Annotated in this window: 22 protein-coding genes and 2 pseudogenes; 14 read left to right on the plus strand and 10 right to left on the minus strand. The window is 68.3% G+C overall.

Annotation, left to right across the window (positions count from 1 at the left end; all coding sequences use genetic code 11):
* Window positions 1–98 precede the first annotated feature (98 nt).
* The gene (locus tag H4696_RS16365) at window positions 99–554 is read left to right on the plus strand and encodes a MarR family winged helix-turn-helix transcriptional regulator (RefSeq protein ID WP_169734828.1); all 456 of its coding nucleotides are present in this window, start codon (window positions 99–101) and stop codon (window positions 552–554) included.
* Between the two features lie 87 nt (window positions 555–641).
* Window positions 642–1763 (plus strand): epoxide hydrolase family protein, encoded by a 1122-nt coding sequence (locus tag H4696_RS16370; protein WP_086856618.1) that lies wholly within the window; start codon window positions 642–644, stop codon window positions 1761–1763.
* Window positions 1764–1829: 66 nt separating this feature from the next.
* On the opposite strand, the gene H4696_RS16375 is transcribed toward H4696_RS16370, so the two are convergent.
* On the minus strand, window positions 1830–2789 hold the full coding sequence (locus tag H4696_RS16375) for an SMP-30/gluconolactonase/LRE family protein (protein WP_192782340.1): 960 nt from the start codon (window positions 2787–2789) through the stop codon (window positions 1830–1832).
* A gap of 44 nt (window positions 2790–2833) precedes the next feature.
* Window positions 2834–3694: an SDR family oxidoreductase gene (locus H4696_RS16380; RefSeq protein ID WP_086856617.1), complete on the minus strand. Its 861-nt coding sequence runs from the start codon at window positions 3692–3694 to the stop codon at window positions 2834–2836.
* 125 nt (window positions 3695–3819) lie between these two features.
* Between H4696_RS16380 and H4696_RS16385 the strand changes: the two genes are divergently transcribed.
* A complete protein-coding gene (locus H4696_RS16385; protein ID WP_420831503.1) occupies window positions 3820–4227 on the plus strand; it encodes a winged helix-turn-helix transcriptional regulator in 408 nt (135 codons plus the stop codon).
* 124 nt (window positions 4228–4351) lie between these two features.
* On the opposite strand, the gene H4696_RS16390 is transcribed toward H4696_RS16385, so the two are convergent.
* Window positions 4352–4930, minus strand: coding sequence for a TetR/AcrR family transcriptional regulator (locus tag H4696_RS16390; protein WP_086856616.1), 579 nt, complete (start codon window positions 4928–4930; stop codon window positions 4352–4354).
* 72 nt (window positions 4931–5002) lie between these two features.
* Between H4696_RS16390 and H4696_RS16395 the strand changes: the two genes are divergently transcribed.
* Window positions 5003–5818 (plus strand): SDR family NAD(P)-dependent oxidoreductase, encoded by an 816-nt coding sequence (locus H4696_RS16395; protein ID WP_086856615.1) that lies wholly within the window; start codon window positions 5003–5005, stop codon window positions 5816–5818.
* Window positions 5819–6016: 198 nt separating this feature from the next.
* Here the strand turns inward: H4696_RS16395 and H4696_RS16400 are convergent, their stop codons facing one another.
* Entirely contained in the window at window positions 6017–6226 is a 210-nt protein-coding gene (locus tag H4696_RS16400) for a hypothetical protein (protein ID WP_143264929.1), read from the minus strand.
* A gap of 38 nt (window positions 6227–6264) precedes the next feature.
* On the opposite strand from H4696_RS16400, the gene H4696_RS16405 reads away from it, so the two are divergent.
* Window positions 6265–7170, plus strand: coding sequence for an NmrA family NAD(P)-binding protein (locus tag H4696_RS16405; protein ID WP_086856613.1), 906 nt, complete (start codon window positions 6265–6267; stop codon window positions 7168–7170).
* A gap of 58 nt (window positions 7171–7228) precedes the next feature.
* On the opposite strand, the gene H4696_RS16410 is transcribed toward H4696_RS16405, so the two are convergent.
* The 3 genes from H4696_RS16410 to H4696_RS16420 all read right to left on the minus strand — a co-directional run bounded on the left by H4696_RS16410 (window position 7229) and on the right by H4696_RS16420 (window position 10932).
* Window positions 7229–8134 (minus strand): IS110 family transposase, encoded by a 906-nt coding sequence (locus H4696_RS16410; protein WP_211299599.1) that lies wholly within the window; start codon window positions 8132–8134, stop codon window positions 7229–7231.
* Window positions 8135–8893: 759 nt separating this feature from the next.
* Window positions 8894–10234 carry a HAMP domain-containing sensor histidine kinase gene (locus tag H4696_RS16415; RefSeq protein WP_086856612.1) on the minus strand — a complete coding sequence of 447 codons (1341 nt, stop codon included), beginning with the start codon at window positions 10232–10234 and terminating at the stop codon, window positions 8894–8896.
* A gap of 20 nt (window positions 10235–10254) precedes the next feature.
* On the minus strand, window positions 10255–10932 hold the full coding sequence (locus H4696_RS16420) for a response regulator transcription factor (RefSeq protein ID WP_086856611.1): 678 nt from the start codon (window positions 10930–10932) through the stop codon (window positions 10255–10257).
* A gap of 167 nt (window positions 10933–11099) precedes the next feature.
* On the opposite strand from H4696_RS16420, the gene H4696_RS16425 reads away from it, so the two are divergent.
* The 8 genes and pseudogenes from H4696_RS16425 (at window position 11100) to H4696_RS16450 (ending at window position 17857) form a co-directional block, all read left to right on the plus strand.
* Complete coding sequence (locus H4696_RS16425; RefSeq protein ID WP_086856610.1) at window positions 11100–12347, plus strand: bifunctional glycosyltransferase family 2/GtrA family protein; 1248 nt, start codon at window positions 11100–11102, stop codon at window positions 12345–12347.
* Complete coding sequence (locus tag H4696_RS16430) at window positions 12344–14485, plus strand: ArnT family glycosyltransferase (RefSeq protein ID WP_086856609.1); 2142 nt, start codon at window positions 12344–12346, stop codon at window positions 14483–14485. The genes H4696_RS16425 and H4696_RS16430 overlap by 4 nt, the downstream gene beginning before the upstream one ends.
* A gap of 236 nt (window positions 14486–14721) precedes the next feature.
* A pseudogene (locus H4696_RS50815) lies at window positions 14722–14814 on the plus strand (sigma factor); the annotation flags it as partial.
* Window positions 14815–14942: 128 nt separating this feature from the next.
* Window positions 14943–15089 (plus strand): annotated as a pseudogene (locus H4696_RS50105) (sigma factor-like helix-turn-helix DNA-binding protein); the annotation flags it as partial.
* A gap of 226 nt (window positions 15090–15315) precedes the next feature.
* A complete protein-coding gene (locus tag H4696_RS50110; protein ID WP_225955712.1) occupies window positions 15316–15471 on the plus strand; it encodes a hypothetical protein in 156 nt (51 codons plus the stop codon).
* 106 nt (window positions 15472–15577) lie between these two features.
* Entirely contained in the window at window positions 15578–15919 is a 342-nt protein-coding gene (locus H4696_RS51535; protein WP_086856608.1) for a helix-turn-helix domain-containing protein, read from the plus strand.
* Window positions 15823–16191, plus strand: coding sequence for a TetR family transcriptional regulator C-terminal domain-containing protein (locus tag H4696_RS51540; protein WP_476693091.1), 369 nt, complete (start codon window positions 15823–15825; stop codon window positions 16189–16191). Before H4696_RS51535 ends, H4696_RS51540 begins: the two co-directional genes overlap by 97 nt.
* A gap of 397 nt (window positions 16192–16588) precedes the next feature.
* Entirely contained in the window at window positions 16589–17857 is a 1269-nt protein-coding gene (locus H4696_RS16450; RefSeq protein ID WP_225955713.1) for a recombinase family protein, read from the plus strand.
* A gap of 148 nt (window positions 17858–18005) precedes the next feature.
* Here the strand turns inward: H4696_RS16450 and H4696_RS16455 are convergent, their stop codons facing one another.
* A complete protein-coding gene (locus tag H4696_RS16455) occupies window positions 18006–19301 on the minus strand; it encodes an SEC-C metal-binding domain-containing protein (protein ID WP_158104263.1) in 1296 nt (431 codons plus the stop codon).
* 1110 nt (window positions 19302–20411) lie between these two features.
* Here H4696_RS16455 and H4696_RS16460 point away from each other — a divergent pair.
* Entirely contained in the window at window positions 20412–20822 is a 411-nt protein-coding gene (locus H4696_RS16460; RefSeq protein ID WP_086856605.1) for a PDDEXK family nuclease, read from the plus strand.
* Window positions 20823–21042: 220 nt separating this feature from the next.
* On the opposite strand, the gene H4696_RS51250 is transcribed toward H4696_RS16460, so the two are convergent.
* Window positions 21043–21579: an Ltp family lipoprotein gene (locus H4696_RS51250; protein ID WP_211299598.1), complete on the minus strand. Its 537-nt coding sequence runs from the start codon at window positions 21577–21579 to the stop codon at window positions 21043–21045.
* 240 nt (window positions 21580–21819) lie between these two features.
* Window positions 21820–22485: a hypothetical protein gene (locus H4696_RS16470; protein WP_143264928.1), complete on the minus strand. Its 666-nt coding sequence runs from the start codon at window positions 22483–22485 to the stop codon at window positions 21820–21822.
* Window positions 22486–22501: the final 16 nt, after the last annotated feature.

Genomic DNA, 22501 nt, shown 5'->3' on the forward strand with positions numbered 1-22501 from the left:
CTCCTGTCGCTCTTGGAAGCCGCGATCCGCACCGTAGCTAAAAGTCTTGATGAGGATCAAGTCCTTGATCTACCTCAAGGCATGTCTACACTGACGCCGTGAGCCAGCCACCAGACGTCATCCCGGAACAAGCGCTCCAGCGAGTCGGCTGGGCGTTACGCCGCGCCGACCTCACGCTCCAATCCGCCAAGGAGCCAGCCCTGCGAGCGGTCGGGCTCTCCACCGCCTCGTACTCGCTGCTGATGCACGTCCACGTCTACCCGGGACTCAACGGCGCCGAGCTGGGACGCCGCCTTGGCGTCACCACCCAGGCGGTCGCGCTGCTGGCGGCCAAGCTCGAAGCCAGCGGACTGGTCGAACGACGCACCCACCCCCGGCATCGCAACATCCAAGAGCTGCACCTCACCGACGAAGGCCACCGCACCCTCCAGGCCGCCTACCAGCACGTCGGCAAAATCGAGGACAAGCTCACCGACGCGCTGGGCCCCGAAGACGCCCAACACCTCCGCGACCTCCTCGACACGGTGATAGCCGCGCTCGCAGACATCGAATGAGGCCAAGCACCCCGCGAGCCTGAGCCGCCGCCCCGGAGCCTGACCGACATCCGATCCGACAACGCCATACGAGGAAGGAGCCCCGTCATGGCCGCCGAGCCGTTCGAGGTCAGCATCACCAAAGCCGAGATCGCCGATCTGCGTGAGCGACTGCGACGAACACGGTGGCCCGAGCCCGAGCCCGTGGACGACTGGTCACAGGGTTTGCCGCTGGCCTACGCACAGGAACTTTGCCGCGCCTGGGCCGAGGACTACGACTTCGGGTTCGCCGAGCGGCTGAACGCCTTCCCGCAGTACCGCGACACCATCGACGGGCTCGGCATCCACTTCCTGCACGTCCGCTCCCCCGAGCCGGACGCGTTCCCCCTGGTGCTCACGCACGGGTGGCCGGGCTCGGTACTCGAGTTCCTCGAGGTCCTCGGCCCGCTCATCGACCCGCGCGCGCACGGCGGGGACCCGGCGGACGCCTTCCACGTCGTCGCGCCATCGTTGCCCGGGTACGGCTGGAGCGACAAGCCGTCGACGACCGGGTGGGGCGTCACCCACATCGCCCGCGCCTGGGACACGCTGATGGTCTCGCTGGGCTACCTGCGGTACGGCGCGCAAGGCGGTGACTGGGGTTCGGCCGTCTCCGGCGCGCTGGGCGAGGTGGCACCCGAGCGCGTCGCCGGCGTGCACCTGAACCTCGGATCCGTGGCAGCGGGCACCTTCGACGACCCCACACCCGCGGAACTGGCGAACCTCGCGGCCGAGAAGGAGTTCCAGCGCACCGGCCGCGGATACTCCGCGATCCAGGCGACCCGGCCGCAGACGCTCGGCTACGGCCTCACCGACTCCCCCGCCGGCCAAGCCGCCTGGATCGCCGAGAAGTTCTGGGCCTGGACGGACAACGACGGCCACCCCGAAGACGCGGTGACGCGGCAGCAGATCCTCGACGAGATCTCCGTCTACTGGTTCACCGCATCGGCTACGTCTTCCGCACGCCTGTACTGGGAAAGCTTCGCCAACTTCCGCGACAAGGTCACCGCACCGACCGGACTGTCGATCTACCCACGTGACATCACCCGCCCGTCGCGGCGGGAGGCCGAACTGCGGTTCACCGACCTGCGCTGGTTCGAGGAACTGCCGCGAGGCGGCCATTTCGCCGCGCTGGAGCAGCCGAAGTCGCTGGTCGAGCAGGTGCGAGGGTTCTTCCGCCTCTTCCGCTGACCGGCCCCGATCACCGGCACGACGATCAGGTCCGGGTGGCGCTCTTGGTGGCAAGCGTCGCCGTCGTCATCGGAGCGGCAGGCTTTCGAGGGTGAACACCGGGCTGGTCAGCGGAGTGCCGTACAGGTAGGTGTCCATCTGGGAATTGGTCACCAGCAACCGATCGCCGCTCACGACGACGCCGGTCGTGGTGTCGGCGCCCGGGTAGGTGCGTTCGGAGACGACGGTCGCCCGGGTGCTGTCGCCGGAGAGCCGCACGGTGTCGACTTCGTCGTCGACCGAGCGGGCGATGTAGAGGACGTTGCCCCGCAGCGCGATGCCGTCGGCGCTGGGCAGGGGCGGCGCGACGATCTTGCGGACTTCACCGGTGGCGAGGGTGAGCCGGTAGAGCGCGCCGCTGTACCAGTAGCCGATGATCAACGACTTGCCGTCGGGGGTGGCGACGATGCCGTTGCCGTTGGACTGGCCGGCCACGTAGTCCGGCAGGCGGTAGGCCACTTCCAGAGTCCGGTGGGCGCCGGTGGCGGGGGCGCGCACCTCGGCGGCCGGGATCCGATAGACCACGGCGCGGAAGGAGTCGGTGATGTAGACGTCCCCGTCCGGGGTGACGGCGGCGTCGTTGACGAGAGTCGGCTCGCCCGTTTCCGGGACGGTGTAAGCGGAAACGAGCTTTCCGGTGGCGGTGTAGGTGAAGAAGCGTCCGGTGAAGGCGCCGGCGACCAGCAGGCGATCGCCGGCGATCTTGATCCCGGCGGCCTGGGTGCGCCCGTCCTGGCCGCCCGGCAGGAACGGCTCGAGCGTCTTCGCCCCGGCGCGCCCGCGGTACACGGTGCCGTCGCCGATGCTGGCGGTGTAGACGTACTGCTGGTCGGCCGTGACGCTTTCGGGGAAAGCATTGCCGCCGTTGATCGTGATCGCGTAGCCGCTGCTCCCGTGTGCAGTGGCGGGAGCGGCGAGGGTGGCCAGAGCGGCAGCCGTCGTGGTGAGGGTGAGCAGCGTGCGCCGCAGGGCGGTGCGGGTGGACATCGTGCTGGACCTTTCCGGTCGAGTCGAAGAGAAAGTGCGGCTGGTCAACGCAGTGCGTCGGCGACCGCGGTGGCCAGGGACGTGGTCGGGCGGCCGAGCAGGCGGCTCAGGTCGCCGGATTCGGTGAACAGCTCACCGCGGCCCAGGCCCAGATCCGCGTCGGCGAGGACGTTCGCCAGCTCGGCGGGCAGCCCCGCGCCGATCAGCGCCTCGGCGAGCTGGTCCGCCGGCAGATCGGTGTAGGCGATGGGCTTCCCGGTGGCGGCCGAGACCGTCGCGGCGAGCTCGGCCAGGGTGAACGCCTCGTCGCCGCCCAGTTCGTACACCGCGCCGTCGTGCCCTTCGGTGGTCAGCACGACGGCCGCGGCCTCGGCGTAGTCGGCGCGGGTTGCGGCGCTGACCTTTCCCTGGCCCGCGGCGCCGATGACCGCGCCGTGCTCGCGGACCGCGGGCAGGGTGGCGGTGTAGTTCTCCAGGTACCAGCTGTTGCGCAGCAGCACGTGGGTAACACCGCGCTCCCGCAGGTACTCCTCGGTGGCCCGATGGGTCGCGGCGAGGATCGTGGTGGCCGTGTCGGCGTGCGTCATGCTCGTGTAGACCACTGAGGACACTCCCGCGGCCAGCGCGGCGTCGATGGCACGCCGATGGTGGGCGACGCGCTCGTCGACGGGGAACGAAGCCGAGACCAGGAGCAGTTTCCCGGCTCCCGCGAAAGCCGCCGTGAGGCTGTCCGGGTCGGCGAAATCGGCCCGGCGCGCCACGACGCCGCGATCGGCCAAGTCCTTGAGCGCCGCGAGGTCCCGGCCGGTCGCGACGATCCGCGAAGCGGGAACTCCGCGCCGCAGCAACGCTTCGACGGTGAGCCTGCCCAGCTGGCCGGTGGCTCCGGTGACGACGATGGACACGTGCGATCCTCGTTTCCGCCGCGGCCCTTCCGCGGCACGGGGTCCACGATGACTCCATGGCTTACCATCGGGAAGTAGCCACCTTTTGGTAAGGTAGCCACCCGCCGGAAAGGGAAGAGGTGGGCGTGGTGACGACCGGCAAGGCTGTGACCGGGAAGACAGCATCGTGGGATCCGTATGCGCGCGGCTGCCCGTCCCGGGATCTGCTCGACCGGATCGGCGACAAGTGGTCGATCCTGGTGCTCGGCGAGCTCGGCAAGCAAGGGCCGTGCCGGTTCACCCAGCTGCGCAACCGGCTGTCGGGCGTGAGCGAGAAGATGCTCACCCAGACGCTGCGCGCCCTCGAGCGTGACGGCCTGGTCCGGCGAACGGTCTACCCGGCGGTGCCGGTGCGCGTGGAGTACGGCCTGACCCCGCTGGGCGAAACCCTGCGGGTGCCGCTGAAGGCGCTCACGGAGTGGTCGGTGCAGCACCTGCCGGAGGTTCTCGCGGCCCACGATGCCTACGACAACCGCGACGAGCACGCCGGCTGACGGCCTGCGCACCGATCCCGACATCCGCCGGCACCATCTACGCCGGCTCGTCCCAAGTGCAACGGGACCGTGGGAACTCCTGCTCGGCCTGCGCAAGGAACCGAAACGAGCCTGATCGAGAAGTTCAGGTGCGGATGGCCCGGACGGCGGTGTCGTAGAGCTCGAGCATGTCGGCTTGCCCGCGCAGGCGGACCCATTCCTCGTTGGCGATCTGCAGGCAGACGATCGCCGCCGCGGCGATCGCGCGGGCGTTGAGAGCGCGCTGGTCGGAGCCGGGCAGCCGTGGCTCGATCAGCGGGGCGAACAGGTCTTGCCAGCGGGCTTGTTTCTCGGCGTGCCCGGCGCGCAGGGAGTCGTTGCCGAACAGTAGCGAGATGAACGCCAAACGGTCTTCGGCGGTCATCTCGATCTCCTCGAGCACCCCGAACGCCGCACGCAACGCCGTCCACGCATCCTCACCGGCCGGACGCTCCGCGAGACGCGCGGCGATCAGCTCGCCCTGTTCGGCCAGGCTGCTCAGCGCGAGATCTTCCTTGCTGCGGAAGTAGTTGAACAGCGTCCGCCGGGACACTCCCGCCGCGGCGGCGACCTCGTCGAGGGTCGTGTTGTCGTAGCCCTTCGCGGCGAACAACTCGATGGCGGTCCGGGCGAGCAGTGAGCGGACCACGGAGCGGGTCTGTTCCCGAAGAGGTTTGGCAGCCATGCACCCATGGTACGTCACGTCACACCATGCACTGTCTTGCACTCAGTGCACGACAGTGCGTAGGGTGAAGCCATGAGCAAAATCGACTACCACCGCCAGACCGTCATCGTCACCGGCGCCAGCTCCGGCCTCGGCGCCGAATTCGCCCGCCGGCTCGCCCGCCGCGGCGCCGACCTCGTCCTCGTCGCCCGCCGCGCCGACCGGCTGGAGAGCCTGGCCGCCGAACTCACCCGCGCCCACGGCGTCACCGTCACCACCGTCGCCCGTGACCTGGGCCGGCCCGACGCCGGCCGCACCCTGCGCGCCGAGCTCGAATCCCGTGGCATCCACGCCACCGGGCTGGTCAACAACGCCGGCTTCGGCACCCACGACGCCTTCACCGACGAAGACCCCGACCGCCTGCAGAGCATGATCGCGCTGAACATCAGCGCCCTGGTCGACCTCAGCCGCGCCTACATCGGACCGCTGACCGCCGCCGACACCGGCATCCTCATCAACGTCGCCAGCCTGCTCGGCTTCCAGCCCATCCCCTACATGAGCGTCTACGCCGCCACCAAAGCCTTCGTCCTGAACTTCACCGAAGGACTCTGGGAAGAAGCCCGCGGCACCGGCCTGCGCGTCCTGGCCGTCAACCCCGGCGCGACCCGCACCGAGTTCTACGACGCCGCCGGCAGCCAGACCGCCGACCTCGGCACCAAACGAGCCACCCCCGAACAGGTCGTGAAGATCGCCCTGGACACCCTCGACCGCCGATCCGCACCCCCCTCCGTCATCACCAACAGCGGATCCCTCGCCCTCCTCGGCAGGCTCCTGTCCCGCCGCCACATGGTCCGCCTCATCGGCTGGATGGCCCGCCGCTCACAGACCGCCGCTCCCGCCCACAGCTGAGGAACACCGCCATGACCACCGGAGAAGTCACCACACCGGCCACCGACGCCGAGCGGTTCCTCCTGATCCGGCAAACCCAGCGCGCCGAGGCGGCGATCGACACCGACTTCGGACATCGCTCGCGACACGAGACCGCGATGAGGGAACTCGTGGCCGTCGTGCAGGGCATCGGCTACCCGCACCGCAACCTCCGCCGGTTCATGCGCCCGGCCCGCCGCCGGCGAGCACCTCGTCCCCGTCACGCTCGGCCCCGCCCCGCCGCAAGGTCCTCGACCGCACGACCTCCGGCAACGTCACCCCAAGAGCATCCGCGGGCAAGATCGCCGGAACGCCGCCCGCCTGCTCTACTCCCCCGTCGGCCAGCGCGCCGAAGCTCTCCTCGGCTTCTTCCTCCGCTGAAGGAAGCACCACCAGCACCCGCGAACACTCCTGGCAGGAGACCATCGATGGCTGATCACGACCTCGTTCTCGTCACCGGCGCCGGCGGCATCGGGCGCCGCGTCACCGAGCTGCTGCGCGCGCAGGACGTGCCGGTCCGCGTCCTGGTCCGCCGCGACGACGACCGCGCGGCCGCGGTACGGGCACTCGGTGCCGAGGTCGTCACCGGAGACCTCACCCGGCCCGACACCGTGTCGGCCGCCCTCGACGGCGTCCGCCGGGCGTACTTCGGGCTCAGCGTGTCCCCGGACCACCTGCTGGCGGCGACCATCATGGCCACGGTCGCTAAGGCACACGGCGAACTCGACCTGCTGGTGGACATGTCGCAGATGACGGTGTCCCAGATGACCGCCACCAGCACCGCGGAATCCCACCAGCAACGGCTGCACTGGCTGGCGGAACAGGTACTGGACTGGTCCGGCCTGCCCGTGGTGCACGTACGCCCGACCTCATTCCTCGACAACCCGCTGTTCACCGCCCTCGCGGCGCGATCGATCCGCGAAAACGGCACACTGGCACTGCCGTTCGGCACCGGACGCACCTCGCCGGTCGCCGCCGAAGACGTCGCCCAGGTGGTCGCCACTGTCCTGCGCGAGCCCGAAGAGCACGCCGGGAAGGTGTACGAACTGACCGGGCCCCGGGTGCTCGACATGGCCGGAGTGGCTGCGGAGTTCTCGACCGCACTCGGCCGACGAGTGTCCTATGTGGATGTCCCGTTGGCACGGTGGCGCACGGAGGTCCTCGCGAACGCGGGCCTGCCACCGCACACCGAGCAGCACATCGTGACCATGGCAAAGCTGCACCGCGAAAACCGGTACGACCGCGCCACCGACCACGTCGAACGCCTCACCGGGAAACGGCCCCTGACCGTCGAGGAGTTCGTCACCGCCCGCAAGGACCGCTACCTCGGCTGACCGCCCGTGTTCTCTACGCCTTGTCCGGTGGCGACGGTGCTCTTGTGCATCTTGGGTTCTAGCGGTCGTCGCAACACCTGACACTGGAGGTGTTGCCATCACAGAAAAACGTCGACGAGGATGCCGCTGCCCTATCCTTGTAGTCGGCAGGCTCGGGAAGTGACTGTTCCGAAGTGCTGACCACGGGGTTCAGGTCAGCCGCGCTGGAGTCAGGAGCCGCCCCCGAATGTCCTCCCGAGCCTGCCGCCAAACGCTCCGCGTCACCGACCATCCGACGGTAGACGACATCGGACAGACGGCGTTTCAGACACCGCATCGCTTCCATGCTCGTCTTGCCCTCCGCCAATCTCCGCCGGTAGCAGGCACGGCCGGGGGTGTCGTGCCGGAGCTGGACAATGGCCACCACGTGCAAAACCCGATTGATCCTGCGGTTTCCCGCCCGCGACAGCCGGTGCCGACGACGATCACCATAGGACGCCTCCAACGGTGCGGTGCCGTTCCAGGACGCGAACAGCTCCAGCAGGGTGCTGCCGGTGGAGGCGACCAGCTCGCCCAGTTCGGCGTTGGCTGTCTTGATCCGCTTGTCGATGCGGTCCAGCTCGGTGATCAGGTCCGCGGCCGGCCGCCGGCGGGTCCTGCCCACGACATCACGCGGCCGCACCGAGGACAGCAGCGCGCGGGCCTGGGTGGCGGACAGGAACTTCTTCGCCCCGCCGGCAAGCAGCTCGAACAGCAGGCGATGCAACCGGTTGACGACCTGGGTGCGAGCGTGGCCCAGCTCGTCACGGTGATCGACCAGCAAACGCAGCGCCACCGTCGCGTCATCGACCTGAACGAACCGCAAACCCTTGGCGCGTAGGGCAACCACCGCGACCGAGTGCGCGTCGACCGGGTCGGTCTCACGGCCCTGACCGGTAGCGAACACCCGCACCCACGCCGACAGTTTCGCCGGCACATCGACCACGGGTCTCGCTGTCGGCGACCAAGCGCTGCGCGAGATGGTGGCCGATGCCCCTGACAGCCCTCGACCGCCCACAATCGCTGCGAGTGCCGGCGACCGGTGGCCAGCATGCGGTGGTAGCCGTCCTGATCGGTGCCGAACCGGCCGGTGTGCAGCACGTGCTCGTGTTCGTCGATGATCTCGATGGTGGCGGACCGCTTGTGCGGATCCATGCCGATGACCACTGGCGTCACGGAGTTCTCCTCGCTGTACCTGGGTTGGTATCAGGCGAGGTGGGCAGCGCTACTTCGAGCTGAGCAGACCCCTCCTGAGCCACATCCCGCGTCGAACACCTCGACCAAGCCTGGCCCGGCATCGGTCGTACCGCCATTCAACAAGTAGCCGATGTGCGGACGAGGTACCTCGAGGAACGGGGCACCGGAAACCGGGTCTCTCTGGCCCGCAACCGCACCACCGGCTGTCCCGTGCACGCCGTACCGAAAGACCGGGAGCACGCGCGGTCAACGGGAATCCGGTCTGGGGATGTGGATGCCGGCGGCGCGGAGCTTGGTCTCGAACAGCGCGGTCAGCCGCGCGACCGCCGGGGTCGGCTCTTCGCCGTGGCGGGCGATCAGCATGTAGCGGGTCGCGGCCTCGGTGCGGGCTTACAGACCGGTCACGATCGGTCAAGTCGGTTCCACGACGTCGCCGCCTGTTGGCCCGCTGCACGACATCCACGATTCCGGCCGCTGGCACGCCGAACAGCCGATTTCGAGTCGGCGGTCAGACCGCCAGCTCGACGACCACCAGCGTACCCTCGCCGCACGGAGGATCCTCGAACCGGGCGCGTCCGCCGTGGGCGGCTGCGGTGTCCGCGACGATTGCCAGGCCCAGGCCCGATCCCGGCAGCGCGCGGGCCATCGGGGCGCGCCAGAACCGGTCGAACGCGGGTCCTCTGTCCTCCGGAGCGACCCCGGGGCCGTCGTCCGCGACGGAGATCCGGCCCGGCGTCGAGCGGACCGTCACCGCGGACCCGGCCGGCGAGAACTTGATCGCGTTGTCGAGCAGGTTGAGGACCATCCGCTCCAGCGCGGCCGCGTCACCGCGGACCGACCACTCGGCGTTTTCGACGTCGAACGTGTGGTCCCGGGCGCGGCTCGAAGCCCGCCGGACCGCCTGCCGGACCACGGTGGCCATGGCGACGTCGGCGTACTCCAGTCCGTGCTCGTCGCGGGCGAGCACGACGAGTTCGGTGACGAGGTCGCCGAGCTCCTCCGCCTGCACCTGCAGCCGGTCCAGCGTCCGCGCGCGCTGCCCGGCCGCCAGCGGACGGCCGGTGTGCTCGCTGCGGGCGAGCAGCTCGATGTTGGTGCGCAGACTGGTCAGCGGGGTGCGCAGCTCGTGGGCCGCGTCCGCCACGAGCGCCCGCTGGCGACGGCGGGACTCGGCGAGCGCGCCGGTCATCGCGGCGAACGCGCGGCCCATCCGGCCGACCTCGTCGCGGCCGGACACCGCCACCGGGAGCTCGAGGTCCTGGGTCCGGGCGATCTCCTCGGCGGCGCCGGTCAGCCGCGCCATCGGCTCGAGCGTCCGGCGGGTGAGCAGCAGGCCCGCCGCGGCCGCGAGCGCCGCACCCAGCACCGACACCACGACCAGGACGTTGCGCAGCCCGGTCAGCGTGCTCTCGACCTCGGCGAGGCTGCGCGAGATGGCCACGACGTTCCCGTCGCCCGCCGGGCCGAGCAGCACCCGCACCGGCGTGCCGGACTGCGTGTGCCCGTCCCGCAGCGTCACCGTCCGCGTCGTGCGGTCCGACGGCTCGAGGACGACCGAGTCCACGCCGGCGGGCGAGCACGTCGTCCCGTCGGCCTTGAGCAGCTGGACCCCTTCGAGGAACCGCTGCAGCGGGCGGCCCCGGTTCACCGCGCGGCACAGGTCGGTCCAGTCCGGCTTCGGCAGGGCGGGGTCCTGCGCGCCGGGTGGCGGCCAGCCGCTGAGCAGCGTCTCGTCGAGCTGAGCGCGCAGGTTGTGCTGCGTGGTCACGTACGTCACGGTGCTGATCGACGCGATCGCGAACGCCACGATCGCCGCGGTGATCAGCGCGACGCGGCTGCGCAGCAGCATCCGGCGCTCTCCACGGCGTTTCACGGCGCCCGCAACACGAACCCGACACCGCGCACGGTGTGCAGCAGCCGGCTCGCCCCGCCCGCCTCGGTCTTGCGCCGCAGGTACCCGACGTAGACGTCGAGGTTGTTGGTACGGCTCGGTTCCGTCCCCCACACCGCCTGGCGCAGCTGATGCTTGGTCAGCACCTTGCCCGGGGCGTCCAGGAAAGCCGTCAGGAGGTCGAACTCGGTCGGCGTCAGCTCCATCCGCTGCCCGCCGCGGGTGACCTCGCGGGTGCGCGGGTCGAGCTCCAGGTCGGCGAACCGGCGGACCTCGGGCACGGACCGGCGGCCGCGGTTCTGCTTCAGCAGCGCCCGGACGCGGGCGAGCAGTTCCTCCAGGGCGAACGGCTTGACGAGGTAGTCGTCGGCCCCGGAGTCGAGGCCGGTGACCCGGTCGCCGAGCGCGTCGCGCGCGGTGAGCATCAGCACCGGCAGCCGCTCGCCCGCCGCGCGGATGCGCCGGCACGTCTCCAGGCCGTCGACCCCGGGCATCATCACGTCGAGGATCACCAGGTCGGGCTTCCGTTCGCCGGCAACGACTTCGAGCGCCGTCACACCGCAGATCGCCGTGTCGACGCCGTAACCCTCGAACTCCAGGCTGCGCTGAAGGCTTTCCCGCACGTCGGGATCGTCGTCCACCACCAGCAGTCGCACCCGGCGGAGGCTACGCGGTCAGCCTGTGCGTGAGCTGTAGATCCACTTCTCATGATTCTCTCAGGTAAAGACCAGGTGCTTCTCACGATCAGTAGTCCACCGTATGGGCAACGTAACCGGTCACACAGCGTCGTGCTCGGCCGCGAACCAGCGAGAACGGAGGAAGCATGTCGGTCGGCGCGACCGGAGGTCTGCGGACCTCCCCCGAACACCGTGCCGCGACGGCCACGGTGGACATCGTCATCCCGGTGTACAACGAGGAACGCGCACTGCCCGGCTGCGTGCGCGTACTGCGCGAGTTCCTCCGCGACCAGTTCCCCTTCGGCTGGACCATCGTGATCGCCGACAACGCCAGCACGGACCGGACACTGGAGGTCGCCGAGGCACTCGCCCACGAGCACGACGCGGTCCGCGTGTGCCACCTCGACCGCAAGGGCCGCGGCCTGGCCCTGCGCGAGACCTGGCGGGCCAGCACCGCCGACGTCGTCGTGTACATGGACGTCGATCTCTCCACCGGGCTCGACGCGCTGCTGCCGCTGGTGGCTCCGCTGGTCAACGGGCACTCCGACCTGGCCATCGGCTCGCGGCTGGCCCCCGGGGCACGCACGGTGCGCGGGCCGAAGCGGGAGTTCGTCTCCCGCTGCTACAACGGGCTGATCCGGCTGAGCCACGGCGCGCGGTTCTCCGACGCGCAGTGCGGGTTCAAGGCCGCGCGCACCGACGTGATCCGGCCGCTGCTGGACCACGTCGAGGACGACGCCTGGTTCTTCGACACCGAACTGCTGCTCCTGGCCGAGCACAACGGGTTGCGCGTGCACGAGGTACCGGTCGACTGGGTCGAGGACACCGACAGCCGCGTCGACGTCGCCAAGACCGCGCTCGACGACATCCGCGGGCTGGTCCGCGTCGCCCGGGCGAAAGCGGCCGGGACCGCACGGGTGCCGGACCTGCCTCGGCGACCGGCGCCGCGCGCGGCCCACCCCGACGCGGTGCTGGGCGAACCGAACGGCGGCCGGCTCTGGGAAGTCCTGTCGTTCGCGGCGATCGGAGTGATCTCCACCGTCGCGTACCTCGTGCTGTACGGGCTCTTCCGGCTGTGGTGGCCGGTACTGGTGGCGAACCTGGCCGCGCTGGTGCTCACCACGCTGTTCAACACCGAAGCCAACCGCCGCTTCACCTTCGCGGGCGCGGGCGTCGCCCGGGGCATGGCGCATCTGCAGGGGCTCGTGGTGTTCGGGCTCTACTACGCGTTCACCTCGGCCGCGCTGCTCGCGCTGCACGCGTTCGCCCCGGAACCCGGGCGCGTGCTGGAGCTGACGGTGCTGTTCGCGGCCTCGGTGCTGGGCACCGCGGGCCGGTTCGTGCTCCTGCGCAGCTGGGTCTTCCGCAAGGACAACCGAAAGGACGAACAATGACAGTCGCCGCCGAACACGCGGCACCCGCCGGCCGTGTCGCAGTCCCGCCCAGGACGAGGTGGCAGGTCTGGGCGTTCGCCGGGATCTGCGTCGCCGCGGGTGTGCTGTACGCGTGGCGAATCGGCGCGGGCCAGCTGGGCAACACGTACTACTCGGCCGCCGTGAAGTCCATGACGGGCAGCTTCACGAACTTCCTCTTCGGCTCGTTCGACCCTTACGGCGTGTTCACCGTGGACAAACCGCCGATGTCGCTGTGGCCGCAAGCACTTTCGGTGCTGGTGTTCGGCTTCCACGGCTGGGCGCTGCTGCTTCCCCAGGTACTCGAGGGCGTCGCGGCGGTGTTCCTGCTGCACCGCGCGGTGCGGCTCTGGGCGGGCGAGAACGTCGCGCTGCTGGCCGCGCTGATCCTCACGCTGACCCCGATCACCGTCGCGATCAACCGGGACAACAACCCGGACACGCTCCTCGTGCTGCTGCTCATCGCGGCGGCCTACGCCTTCACGCGCTCGGTGAAAGCGGACACGAGCCGCGCGCGGACGAAGTGGCTGCTGTGGTGCGCCTTCTTCGTCGGCTGCGGGTTCGTCACCAAGATGATGCAGGCGTGGATCGTCGTCCCCGGGTTCGTGGTGGCGTACCTGGTCGGAACGAGCGCGCCGGTCAAGCGGCGGATCCTCGACCTGCTCGGGGCCGGGGCCGTCCTGTTCGCGTCGTCCTTCTGGTGGGCGGCGCTGCACGACTGGTGGCCCGGGGCCAAGCCGTACATGGGCGGCAGCACCGACGGCACCGCCTGGAACCTGATCTTCGGCTACAACGGCTTCGGCCGGATCTTCGGCAACGAAGGCAACCCCGGTGGCGGCGGACCGCGCCCGGACCTGCCCGAGGGAATCACCCTGCCGTCCGGGATGGGCGGCGGCGCCGGCGGGATGTTCGGCGGTGACACCGGTCTCGGCCGGATGTTCAGCACGTCCGTCGGCGGGCAGATCTCGTGGCTGCTGCCGCTGGCGCTGGTCGTCCTCGTGGTCGTCGCCGTCCAGGGTGTTTCGCGGATGGCGGCCAAGCAACCGGGCGACGCGGCGCTGCGGGCCGGCTGGTTCGCGTGGGGCGGCTGGCTGCTGGTGACGGCGGTGGTGTTCAGCTACGCGCAGGGCATCTGGCACCCGTACTACACGACGATGCTCGCCCCGGCGATCGCCGCGATCTCCGCGGCCGGGCTGGCGCGGTTCTGGCGCGCTTACCGCGGCGACGGCGCCGCCGGGTGGCTGCTGCTGCCCGCCGCGGTGGCACTCACCGCGGTGTGGGCCTTCGTGCTGGCGAGCCGCGATCCTTCGTGGCAGGGCTGGACGCGCTGGGCGGTCCTGGTGGCGGGCGTCGTCGCGGTGGTCGCGCTGCTCGCGGGCCGGCTGGCCGAGGCGCGCCGCGCGGTGCTCTCGCGCGTCTCGCTCGTGCTCGGGCTGGTCACCGTGCTGCTGGTGCCGGCGGTGTGGTCCACGGCGACCGCCGCGACCGGCGAGAACCTCGGCGTGATGCCGGCCGCGGGCCCGAGCGGCGGCTTCGGCGGTATCCGACCGGGCGGCACGGGTGGCCCCGGCGGCTTCCCGGGCGCCGGCGACCTGCCCGGTGGCACCGGCGCAGGCTTCCCCGGAGCTGGTGGGCTGCCGCAGATGCCGGGCGGCACCGAACGACCGTCCGGCGGCTTCGGCGGCATGCTGGGCGCCATGGACGGCAAGCTCACCGACGAGCAGCACCGCGTCCTGGACTACGCGAAGCAGCACAGCGGCGGCGCGGAGATCACCCTGGCCGTAGACGGCTCGGCGACCACGGTGGCGGGCTTCATCATCGGCTCCGACGAGACGGTCATCGGCATGGGCGGCTTCTCGGGCAGCGACGACTCGCCCTCGGTCGGCCAGCTCCAGCAGTGGACGGCCGAAGGAAAGCTGAAGTTCGTCCTCGGCGGATCCGGCGGCGGCATGCCGGGCATGAGCGGCGGCGCCGGTCAGCGGCGGCAGCAGTGGACCGCGCAGCACTGCACCGCCGTCGACCCAGCGGCCTACGGCGGGCAGGCCGCACAGCAGGACGACCAGAACGAGCAGACCGGGCCGATGGGCATGGCGCAGACCCTCTACGAGTGCCACGCCTGATCCCGCCCTGACGAACAGCCCGGTGTCAGCGACGGCACCGATCAGAAATCCTCCGCCACGCCGTCAGTTCCGGCAGCCCACTCGCACCGGTGGAAGGATCGATGACCATGACCGACGCTGGACCGCTGGACGCCGACGAGGCCACGTTCATCGCGGCGGCCCGCTCAGGCGACACAGCTCGGTTCGCAGTGGTCACCGAGCGCCACCGGCGTGCGCTGCAGACGCACTGCTACCGGATGCTCGCGAACTACGAAGACGCCCAGGACATGACGCAGGAGACGTTCCTGCGGGCGTGGAACAAGAGGGAGACGTTCAAGGGCCACGCCGCGCTGCGGACCTGGCTGTACCGGATCGCGACGAACGTCTGCCTCGACTTCCTGGACAAGCGCACCCCCTGCCGTCCGGGTTTTCGGACTCCGGCTCCGAGCTGCCGTACCTGCAGCCGTACCCCGACCGGATGCTCCCCGAGGACCCGCAGGAATCGGCGGTGGCGAGGGAGACGCTCGATCTGGCGTTCATCGTCGCCGTCCAGCACCTGCCGCCGCGGCAGCGGGCGGTGCTCGTCCTGCGCGACGTCCTCGGCTGGCCGGCGCCGAAGGCCGCCGACGCGCTCGAGCTGACCGTCGCCTCGGTGACCAGCGCACTGCAGCGGGCACGCGTGACGATGCGCGAGCAGCTGCCCGGCCGCCGCCTCGACTGGCGGAGCCCCGCCACCCACGAGCTGACGAACGCCGAGCGCGGCGCGGTGAAGTCGTACATCGACGCCCACGAGCGCAACGACCTCGACGGGCTGACGTCCCTGGCGCGGTATCACCACGACGGTCAACCGCATGCCGGCCGCCGTGCTGTACCTCCGCACCCCCGACGACCCGGAGTACCGGCCGTTCGCCATCGCGGTCCTGCACATCGTCGACGGGCAGATCGCCGAGCTCACCGGATTCGACGTCGCCGGCAAACCATGGCTGGACCTGCCCCCGACGCTGTGATCACCGGCGGCTCATCGCTTCGTCTCGTATCGGGTCAGCACCGCGCCGCCCGAGAAGCAACTCCAAAGTTGGTGGCGGGTCATCGGCGACGAGGTAAGGAAGCTCCATGGAGACAGAGGCGTGGACCTCGAAGGGCGCGGCCACCCGCGCACGGATCATCGACGCCGCGGCGGCGCTGCTGTACGAGCGTGGCATCGATCAAGTGGGGATCAACGACATCCGCAAGGCCACCTCGACCAGCCACGGGCAGGTCTTCCACTACTTCCCGTCGGACGTGCGCAGCTCCTGCAGGCAGTCGTCGAACGGCAGACCCGGCAAGCGCTCTCGGACCAGCAGCCTCCGCTCGAAGAACTGGACACCTGGGAGTCCTGGCTCGCCTGGAAGGACCGGCTTCTCGCCGTGCACACCGAGCGCGGCGCGATCGGCGGGTGCCCGCTCGGGTCATTGACCGCTCAGCTCGCCGAGGAAGATCCCGAAGCACGCCGCCTCATCGAAGCCGGGTTCCACCAGTGGACCGGGTACCTGGCACGCGGCTTGAGCCGCATGCGGGAAAACGGGCACCTGCTGCCCGACACGGATCCCACCGCCCTTGCCGAGAACATCCTCACCATCGTCCAGGGCGGATTCGTCCTCATGCAGGCCTCGCGGTCCATCCGCCGACTGTCCGACGCACTCGATCTGGCCCTGCGGGTGCTGGCCGCCGCTATGCCACCGGCCTGACCGCCGGCCGGCGCCGCACCCGGACCTCGTGGCGCCCAGAGGAGTTCGACCGGCGGCTCCCCACCGCAAAGGACACCACGGTCCCGCCGAGAAGGTCAACATCCGACCCTCCCCGACGGCTGCCCACGGACAAAAGGGCGGCCACTTGCAACGCAACATGGGTGGTACCGGCGGCAATGCGGCCATTCGAGTGCAGATCAGCCTCAAACTCGTCATCAGTGCCGGGAGACTGCGTTCCGCCGTCGACCCGAACTCGCCTCAAGCACCGAGGTGCACAATGATCAGTACCGCTCGCAGAGCCAGCCCGACACGCGCAGTCTCCCCGCGCCGATCCGGTGCCCGGCGCCGCCGACAGGCCATCGAGGGCCATGGGCTGAGGTTCGCGTTCTACGGGCGGATGTCCACGGTCGAGTTCCAGGACCGGGCGACGTCGTTGGGGTGGCAACGGGAGGTCGCCGAGGCAAGGCGGCCCTGGTGCGAACGCCAGGCCGCAGCCCAGCTGATCGCGGCCGCGAAACAGCCGAACCGTTCGTTCGACGCGGTCATGATCGGAGAACACGAGCGAGCGTTCTACGGAGACCAGTTCGACGCCGTGCTGAGCACGCTCCAGGCGCAAGGTATTCAGCTGTGGCTCCCCGAGGCGGACGGTCCGGTGAACCTCAAGGACCCTGTGCACCAGGCATTGATGCTCCTGCTCGGGTCCCAGTCGCGCCGCGAGGTGCTGCGGGCCCGGCATCGGGTGCTGGCCGCGATGCACATTCAGACCTCCGTGCAGGGCAGGTTCCTCGGCGGCAGGCCACCCTACGGCTACCGCCTCGCCGACGCCGGCCCCCACCCCAACCGCGCCCACGCGAGCTGGGGTCGCCGTCTGCACCGCCTGGAACCTGATCCGGCCACCGCACCGTGGGTGCGGTGGATCTTCCAGCAACGCGCTACCGGACGCAGCGTGGCCGGCATCGCGCGGGAGCTGAACGACCGCAGCATCCCGTGCCCGTCAAGCGCCGACCGGGACCGAAACCGGCACCGGACGAAGCACGAGTGGATCGTCCGGACCGTCGTCGGCATCCTCGAGAATCCGAGGTACACGGGCCGGCAGGTATGGAACCGACACGGCGCCAGAACACCCGGCCCGGCTCACCAGGGTTCTCCAGTCCGGCCATCGGCGGCACGAGGCTGGGCCGAGTCGAAGGAGGTGACACACCCAGCTCTCGTGGACGAGGCCACCTTCGTGGCGATCCAGGGCATGCGCGCGGCCCGACCCACCCAGGACGGCGGCACCAGGACGTCCATCCTGACAGGACTCGTGCAATGTCAACTCTGCGGCCGCCGACTCGACTCCCACTGGGTGAACGACCGCCCCGGCTACCGCTGCCGCCACGGCCACACCAGCGCCCGCAACCGCCCACCAGAACTCGCCAGGAACGTCTACGTCCGCGAAGACCACCTACTCGACGACCTTCGGGCCCGGTTCCCCGAGACAGCCGATGAGGATGGTTCCGCGATCGCGAACTACCTGAGATTGAATGACCTGACCATCATGTGCGGCGGTCCCACGCGCGAAGTCAAACCCTGCGCTCCACAACCCACACGAGCCGCTGCAACCGAACCGTCGGCGGACAGTTGCTGTTACTCTGACCTCGCCGCGACGCGCGGCTCCATGGGGTAATTGAGTGTCCGAAGACGATCTTGCTCACTATCTACACGGCTATTCGTCGGCAGAGCCACACTGGAACACCAGGGTCGCTGAACCCGTCCATGACTCATGGCGATAAGTGATTTATCGCAGGCGCTTAAGCAACCGTCACGCGCTAACTCTAACTTTCCTCTGATGCCACACTTGGCAGCCCGTGGCACTTTTTGAATTTTTTTCCAGAGCTACATGGACATTGTTCGTTTCTTCCCACCTTCAACTTATCGGTCCTGAAAGTACGAAAGTTCGCAAACCCGAAAGTCCACTCGGTCATCTTCCTTACATCTCCCGGAACCTCGATCTCTGGCCGCATGAGAATGTACGTGTACTCTTTTTCGCTCTCTTCAATATATCTAACCCCTACACCGACCACGTCATGCCTGGCCTTCATTTGCTCACGCCATTCAATCGCCCGCACGGCCGTCAAGCCCCACAGTTGCGTAAACCAATCTTGTCTATCGGGTTGATTTTCAAAGAAGTCACACATGTAGACTAGAGGCCGATAGCCCAATAGCGTGGTTCCACTGACGCGATGCCTGACCCGCCGCAAAGTCGCATCCTGTTCACTAAGCCACAAACCTACATATTCCTGAACACTTGCGGGTGCGTCGTCAAAGAAGTCCAAGATCGCGCGATAATCGCCGATTGGAAGCCCGGGCAACTCTTCATTTGGGCCCCACGTATTGTCAATTAGCTGCCGATAATTGGCGACCGCCCTCGGATTACTAGTGGCAGCCGACGATACGACCGGCACGGCGAGATGAGACCCTCGGTAAGTTCGCGTACGAGATAGCTCCAAGGAGGCCACCTCAGAAAACCTCTCCGATTCGTGACCTAGCGGGAAGTGTGCCTCAGAACCAGCTTCCAGCACAGCATTGACATACCGAAGCAGTCCATGCACCGACCGAATACGACGATTCAACTCGAGCCAGTCTGATAGAGTGACACAGAAAGCGTCTTCATATTGCGGTAATTCGACACCCACAGACTTCGGGTGATCAACAACAACTATTATTGGCCAGTCTGAACAATCACTATCGAGAACAACCTCGAATCCGGCACGTACGTCATCGCCGAGCACCATCGATCTGAATGGCACTATTGAAAGTGGATCACCATTGCCTTGGTAGCTAATTATCGTACGCTTGGACCCCCGCCCTTGGCGCACGGCTCGTTCTACGTGCTTTACTATCCATCGAACAGCATCTCCACTTGAATCGCGACGCCCTTCACGTCGAGCCCGAGCCTTCACCTGCAAGACGGCGCCGCCGGCACCACAATACAGAATGCCATCCCCAACTTCACGGACCGCGCCGCTCTTGCGCACAAGTGGAGGTACATAAACAAATTCTGGCACTCCAAGCGTGGCCGCAACGTATCGCACGCGACGTTCAACCATAATCCCGTAAGTGGTCGACATGGAACTCACATTAGCCTGAATGAGGCCCTGCGACCAACGACCGGGCGTTCCGATCCGCCCGCTCTTCATCGGTCAGAAACTTCCCCGATCCATGGTCGCGGACGCTGAGCCGCATAACTGACGGTGCAGACACAGTGGTTGATCTCGTCACTGTTCTTCCCCGTCGTAGGCGGCACTGCGACGCGGGTTCCTGTCGGGCTGTCGCGGATCAGCCGTCACACCCCCGGCCCGCGAGGCGTCACGCCCACCACACGTGCTGTGACAGCGATAAATGCTGCTCGACCTGCTGAGGCGTTGCCCGTGACGGCTGAGACGGGCCTCGTCAAACTCCGTCACAGCCGTCACTGCAAGCCCGCCGCACAGGGCTTTGGCTACCGGTGGAGCGACTGTGACGGCTTGCGAGGCGGCCGGAGAGCTGTGCGCTGGGCGGTGACGAGTGCGGCGGCCGCGACTCTGTCGAGCGCGGTTACGTGCTCGACCAGCCGATCGAGCCCGAGCGTTGTGAGTCGGAGCTTTACGCTGCGTCGTTTCGAGAACTTGTGTTACACCGCTCGGCAGGTGTGGAACCGGCACGACACCAGCACAACCGGTCCGGGCCGCCCCAGGGATCCAGTCCGCTCGTCGGAGACACGAGGTTGGGCAGAGTCGGAGAAGGTGGCGCATCCGGCTCTCGTGGATGAGGCGATGTTCCTGGCGGTGCAGGGCATGCGGTCCATCACGCGCAATTGCCACGATGGACGAGACCGTCGGCGACCAGCTGCTGTTACTCTGACCCGGCCGCGACGCGCGGCTCTATGGGGTAATTGAGTGTCCGAACCGAGTTGATCTACAACCCCAGCTTGAGGTTCGCGATAGACCTGCAGTTGTAGTCACGGCTGTGCTGGCCGAAGAAGCACTCTGCCCGACCATGCGAATCTGCGAGCTACATACAAACGGCATGGAAAACCGCAGTTGCCTGGGCTGCCGCAGACAGAGCCTGCCCTGTCCCCGGTTCCGGTGCAAGCGGCATCGGCGGATTCTGTCGGACCTTGCTGAGAGAGTCCTCGTGTGTACCGACACCTGGATCCCGGCCCCGCACCGCCGGCATCATCTGCAGCCACTGCAACCGTTATGCGCCGGACCAGGAGGTCGGGCACACGTCCGGAAATCGAGCTCCGGCGTGCGTTACACCGCCGAGGTCTTCGGTTCGTCGTCGATCAGCCGGTTCCGGGCGGGAATCGGCGTCGGCGGGTCGATGTGCTCCTGCGAGGCACGCGCATCGCGGTCTTCGTCGACGGTTGTTTCTGGCACTCCTGCCCCGAACACGGTCACCTCCCCATCGCGAACAGGAGCTGGTGGCGGCTCAAACTCCGCGGTATCGCCAGGCGTGACCGTGACACCGACTCTGTCTTGGCTGCGATGGGGTGGTTGGTCGTCAGAATCTGGGAGCACGAAGACCCCGTCGAGGCCGCAACACGTTTGGAGCACGTCGCCCGCGCGAGAAAGCTAGTGGTGAACCGAAGCACCCGCAGCGGCACCTAACGAATGTCAGCCAACGACCTCGTTGGACCTCGCGCAGCAAGATTTTACCAGGATTCTCACAGAATCACGTCAAAGAGTCGTCTAGGTGCGCCCAACCGCCGTGGTCAGTACACCTAGTCCGCCTCCAGCAAGTCAGGAACTCGCCGACCTCCCCGGCGCGGGGTGGACTCGCCAGGCGGACTTCTGTCGACCGACCATGATGGGAATCAGGCGCTCGGCCTCACTTGCACGCGTCGGTCTGGCCAGCGCCGTAGGCGGCCTGCGCTTTGGTGTAGCCCTCACCGGCGGACGACGAGAGCTGCTGCTTCAGGCCTGAGCAGGAGAACGATGTGAAGCTCAGGTAGCTCTCGGCAGACTTGACGGCCTGCACGTTCCAGTCGACCGACAGGCTGTCCACGGCTTCGGTGGCCACGGCTTTCGGAAAACCTTCACCAGCATCCGAGGACAGTTGCCGAATCAGGCCGTTGCGTGAGAACGCGCTGAAACCGAGGTAGCTCTGCGCCTTGTCGCGGGCCATTTCCACCTGTGGCGAGAACTGTGCAGCCGCCTCCACGGTGCTCGTTTCGTTGGTGGGGCTCGGGCTGGGCGGCGACGGCGTGCTGGGCGGGTAGGTGACCGGCTGGGTAGTAGCCGGCTGGGTAGTAGCCGCGGCGGGCAGCTGGCTCGGCGCGGTCGCCCGATGTGCCGGGCTGTTGCACGCCGTGGCGATCACGAGCAGGGCAAACCCGGCGCTGACGCCGATCAGGATCTTCTTCACTGTGCTTCTCTCTCTGAGTTGTCGACCCCCAGTTGGTCGCCGGGGCGGTGCGGGCGGAGGTGGTGCACCGCCGATCGCGGGCTGGCGGTGGCTACGCGCAGCGGAGACAGAAGATCAGCGGTGCTTCACGGTGACGCCCGGCCATCTGGCGGTGGTCCAGCGCGACAGGGCGGCGGCGTTGTCGATAGCGTCGGGTGATCGCACTGGCGGTCAAGCTGGCTCCAAGTGACCGGAGACAGATCAGAAGGGCCATTCCCAGCCCTTGACGTTGTCGATGCCCGCACCGTTGAGCTGCAGCTTTCCTGAGGAATCTGCGGTCGCGAGGGCGATCTGGCCGGTGTAGGTGCTGTTCAGCGCGTACACGTTCGGCAGCCGCTTTACCTCCGGGTGGCAGGAATCCCACTCCGCCTGATTCTTCACCCCCGCCGGGCCCTCGGTCGAGAATGCAAACTCGTTCAGCAGGCCGGGCATCGCGTTGATCGATCCATAGCCGTCGTCCTGGTGGGTCTTGACCGTCACGTCAAGGATCAGCGAGTGGGTGCCGGGTTTGCGCTGACTGTAGGGATTGCACTTCGAGTCGACGGCGATTTTCGTGATCCAGAACTCGACCGCCGGCTCGGTGCCCGCACCGAGTCCGGCGCGTTCGCCGACCTTCTTGGTCAGATAGCCCGTGTTGTTCGGCACGACCGTCGGAACGGCGGACGTCGTCGCGGTAACGGTGGCCGGCGCCGCCGCGGCCACGTTCATCGTCGGGCTGGGCTGCGTAGGCTGAGCGGTTGTCGCCCGGGTTACCGCGATTGTGACCGCGACGATCGCGACCACCCCTCCAGCAGCGAGCAAGATCCGCGGCCACCGTTTGTGCCGCGACTGGGCGATGAGGGTGTCCGACGCGGCGTCGCTGGTCATGGATACAGCCTCTCGG

The sequence above is a fragment of the Amycolatopsis lexingtonensis genome (assembly GCF_014873755.1).
Classification (GTDB): Bacteria; Actinomycetota; Actinomycetes; order Mycobacteriales; family Pseudonocardiaceae; genus Amycolatopsis; species Amycolatopsis lexingtonensis.

Bases quoted from the DNA above. Each gene is read 5' to 3' on its own strand.
- H4696_RS16460 (WP_086856605.1), top strand. From the start codon at position 20,412: ATGCGCCGGACCAGGAGGTCGGGCACACGTCCGGAAATCGAGCTCCGG.
- H4696_RS16395 (WP_086856615.1), top strand. From the start codon at position 5,003: ATGAGCAAAATCGACTACCACCGCCAGACCGTCATCGTCACCGGCGCC.
- H4696_RS16390 (WP_086856616.1), bottom strand. From the start codon at position 4,930: ATGGCTGCCAAACCTCTTCGGGAACAGACCCGCTCCGTGGTCCGCTCA.
- H4696_RS16415 (WP_086856612.1), bottom strand. From the start codon at position 10,234: ATGCTGCTGCGCAGCCGCGTCGCGCTGATCACCGCGGCGATCGTGGCG.
- H4696_RS16370 (WP_086856618.1), top strand. From the start codon at position 642: ATGGCCGCCGAGCCGTTCGAGGTCAGCATCACCAAAGCCGAGATCGCC.
- H4696_RS16430 (WP_086856609.1), top strand. From the start codon at position 12,344: ATGACAGTCGCCGCCGAACACGCGGCACCCGCCGGCCGTGTCGCAGTC.
- H4696_RS16455 (WP_158104263.1), bottom strand. From the start codon at position 19,301: ATGTCGACCACTTACGGGATTATGGTTGAACGTCGCGTGCGATACGTT.
- H4696_RS16375 (WP_192782340.1), bottom strand. From the start codon at position 2,789: ATGTCCACCCGCACCGCCCTGCGGCGCACGCTGCTCACCCTCACCACG.
- H4696_RS16450 (WP_225955713.1), top strand. From the start codon at position 16,589: ATGTCCACGGTCGAGTTCCAGGACCGGGCGACGTCGTTGGGGTGGCAA.
- H4696_RS50110 (WP_225955712.1), top strand. From the start codon at position 15,316: ATGCCGGCCGCCGTGCTGTACCTCCGCACCCCCGACGACCCGGAGTAC.
- H4696_RS16425 (WP_086856610.1), top strand. From the start codon at position 11,100: ATGTCGGTCGGCGCGACCGGAGGTCTGCGGACCTCCCCCGAACACCGT.
- H4696_RS16470 (WP_143264928.1), bottom strand. From the start codon at position 22,485: ATGACCAGCGACGCCGCGTCGGACACCCTCATCGCCCAGTCGCGGCAC.
- H4696_RS16405 (WP_086856613.1), top strand. From the start codon at position 6,265: ATGGCTGATCACGACCTCGTTCTCGTCACCGGCGCCGGCGGCATCGGG.
- H4696_RS51535 (WP_086856608.1), top strand. From the start codon at position 15,578: ATGGAGACAGAGGCGTGGACCTCGAAGGGCGCGGCCACCCGCGCACGG.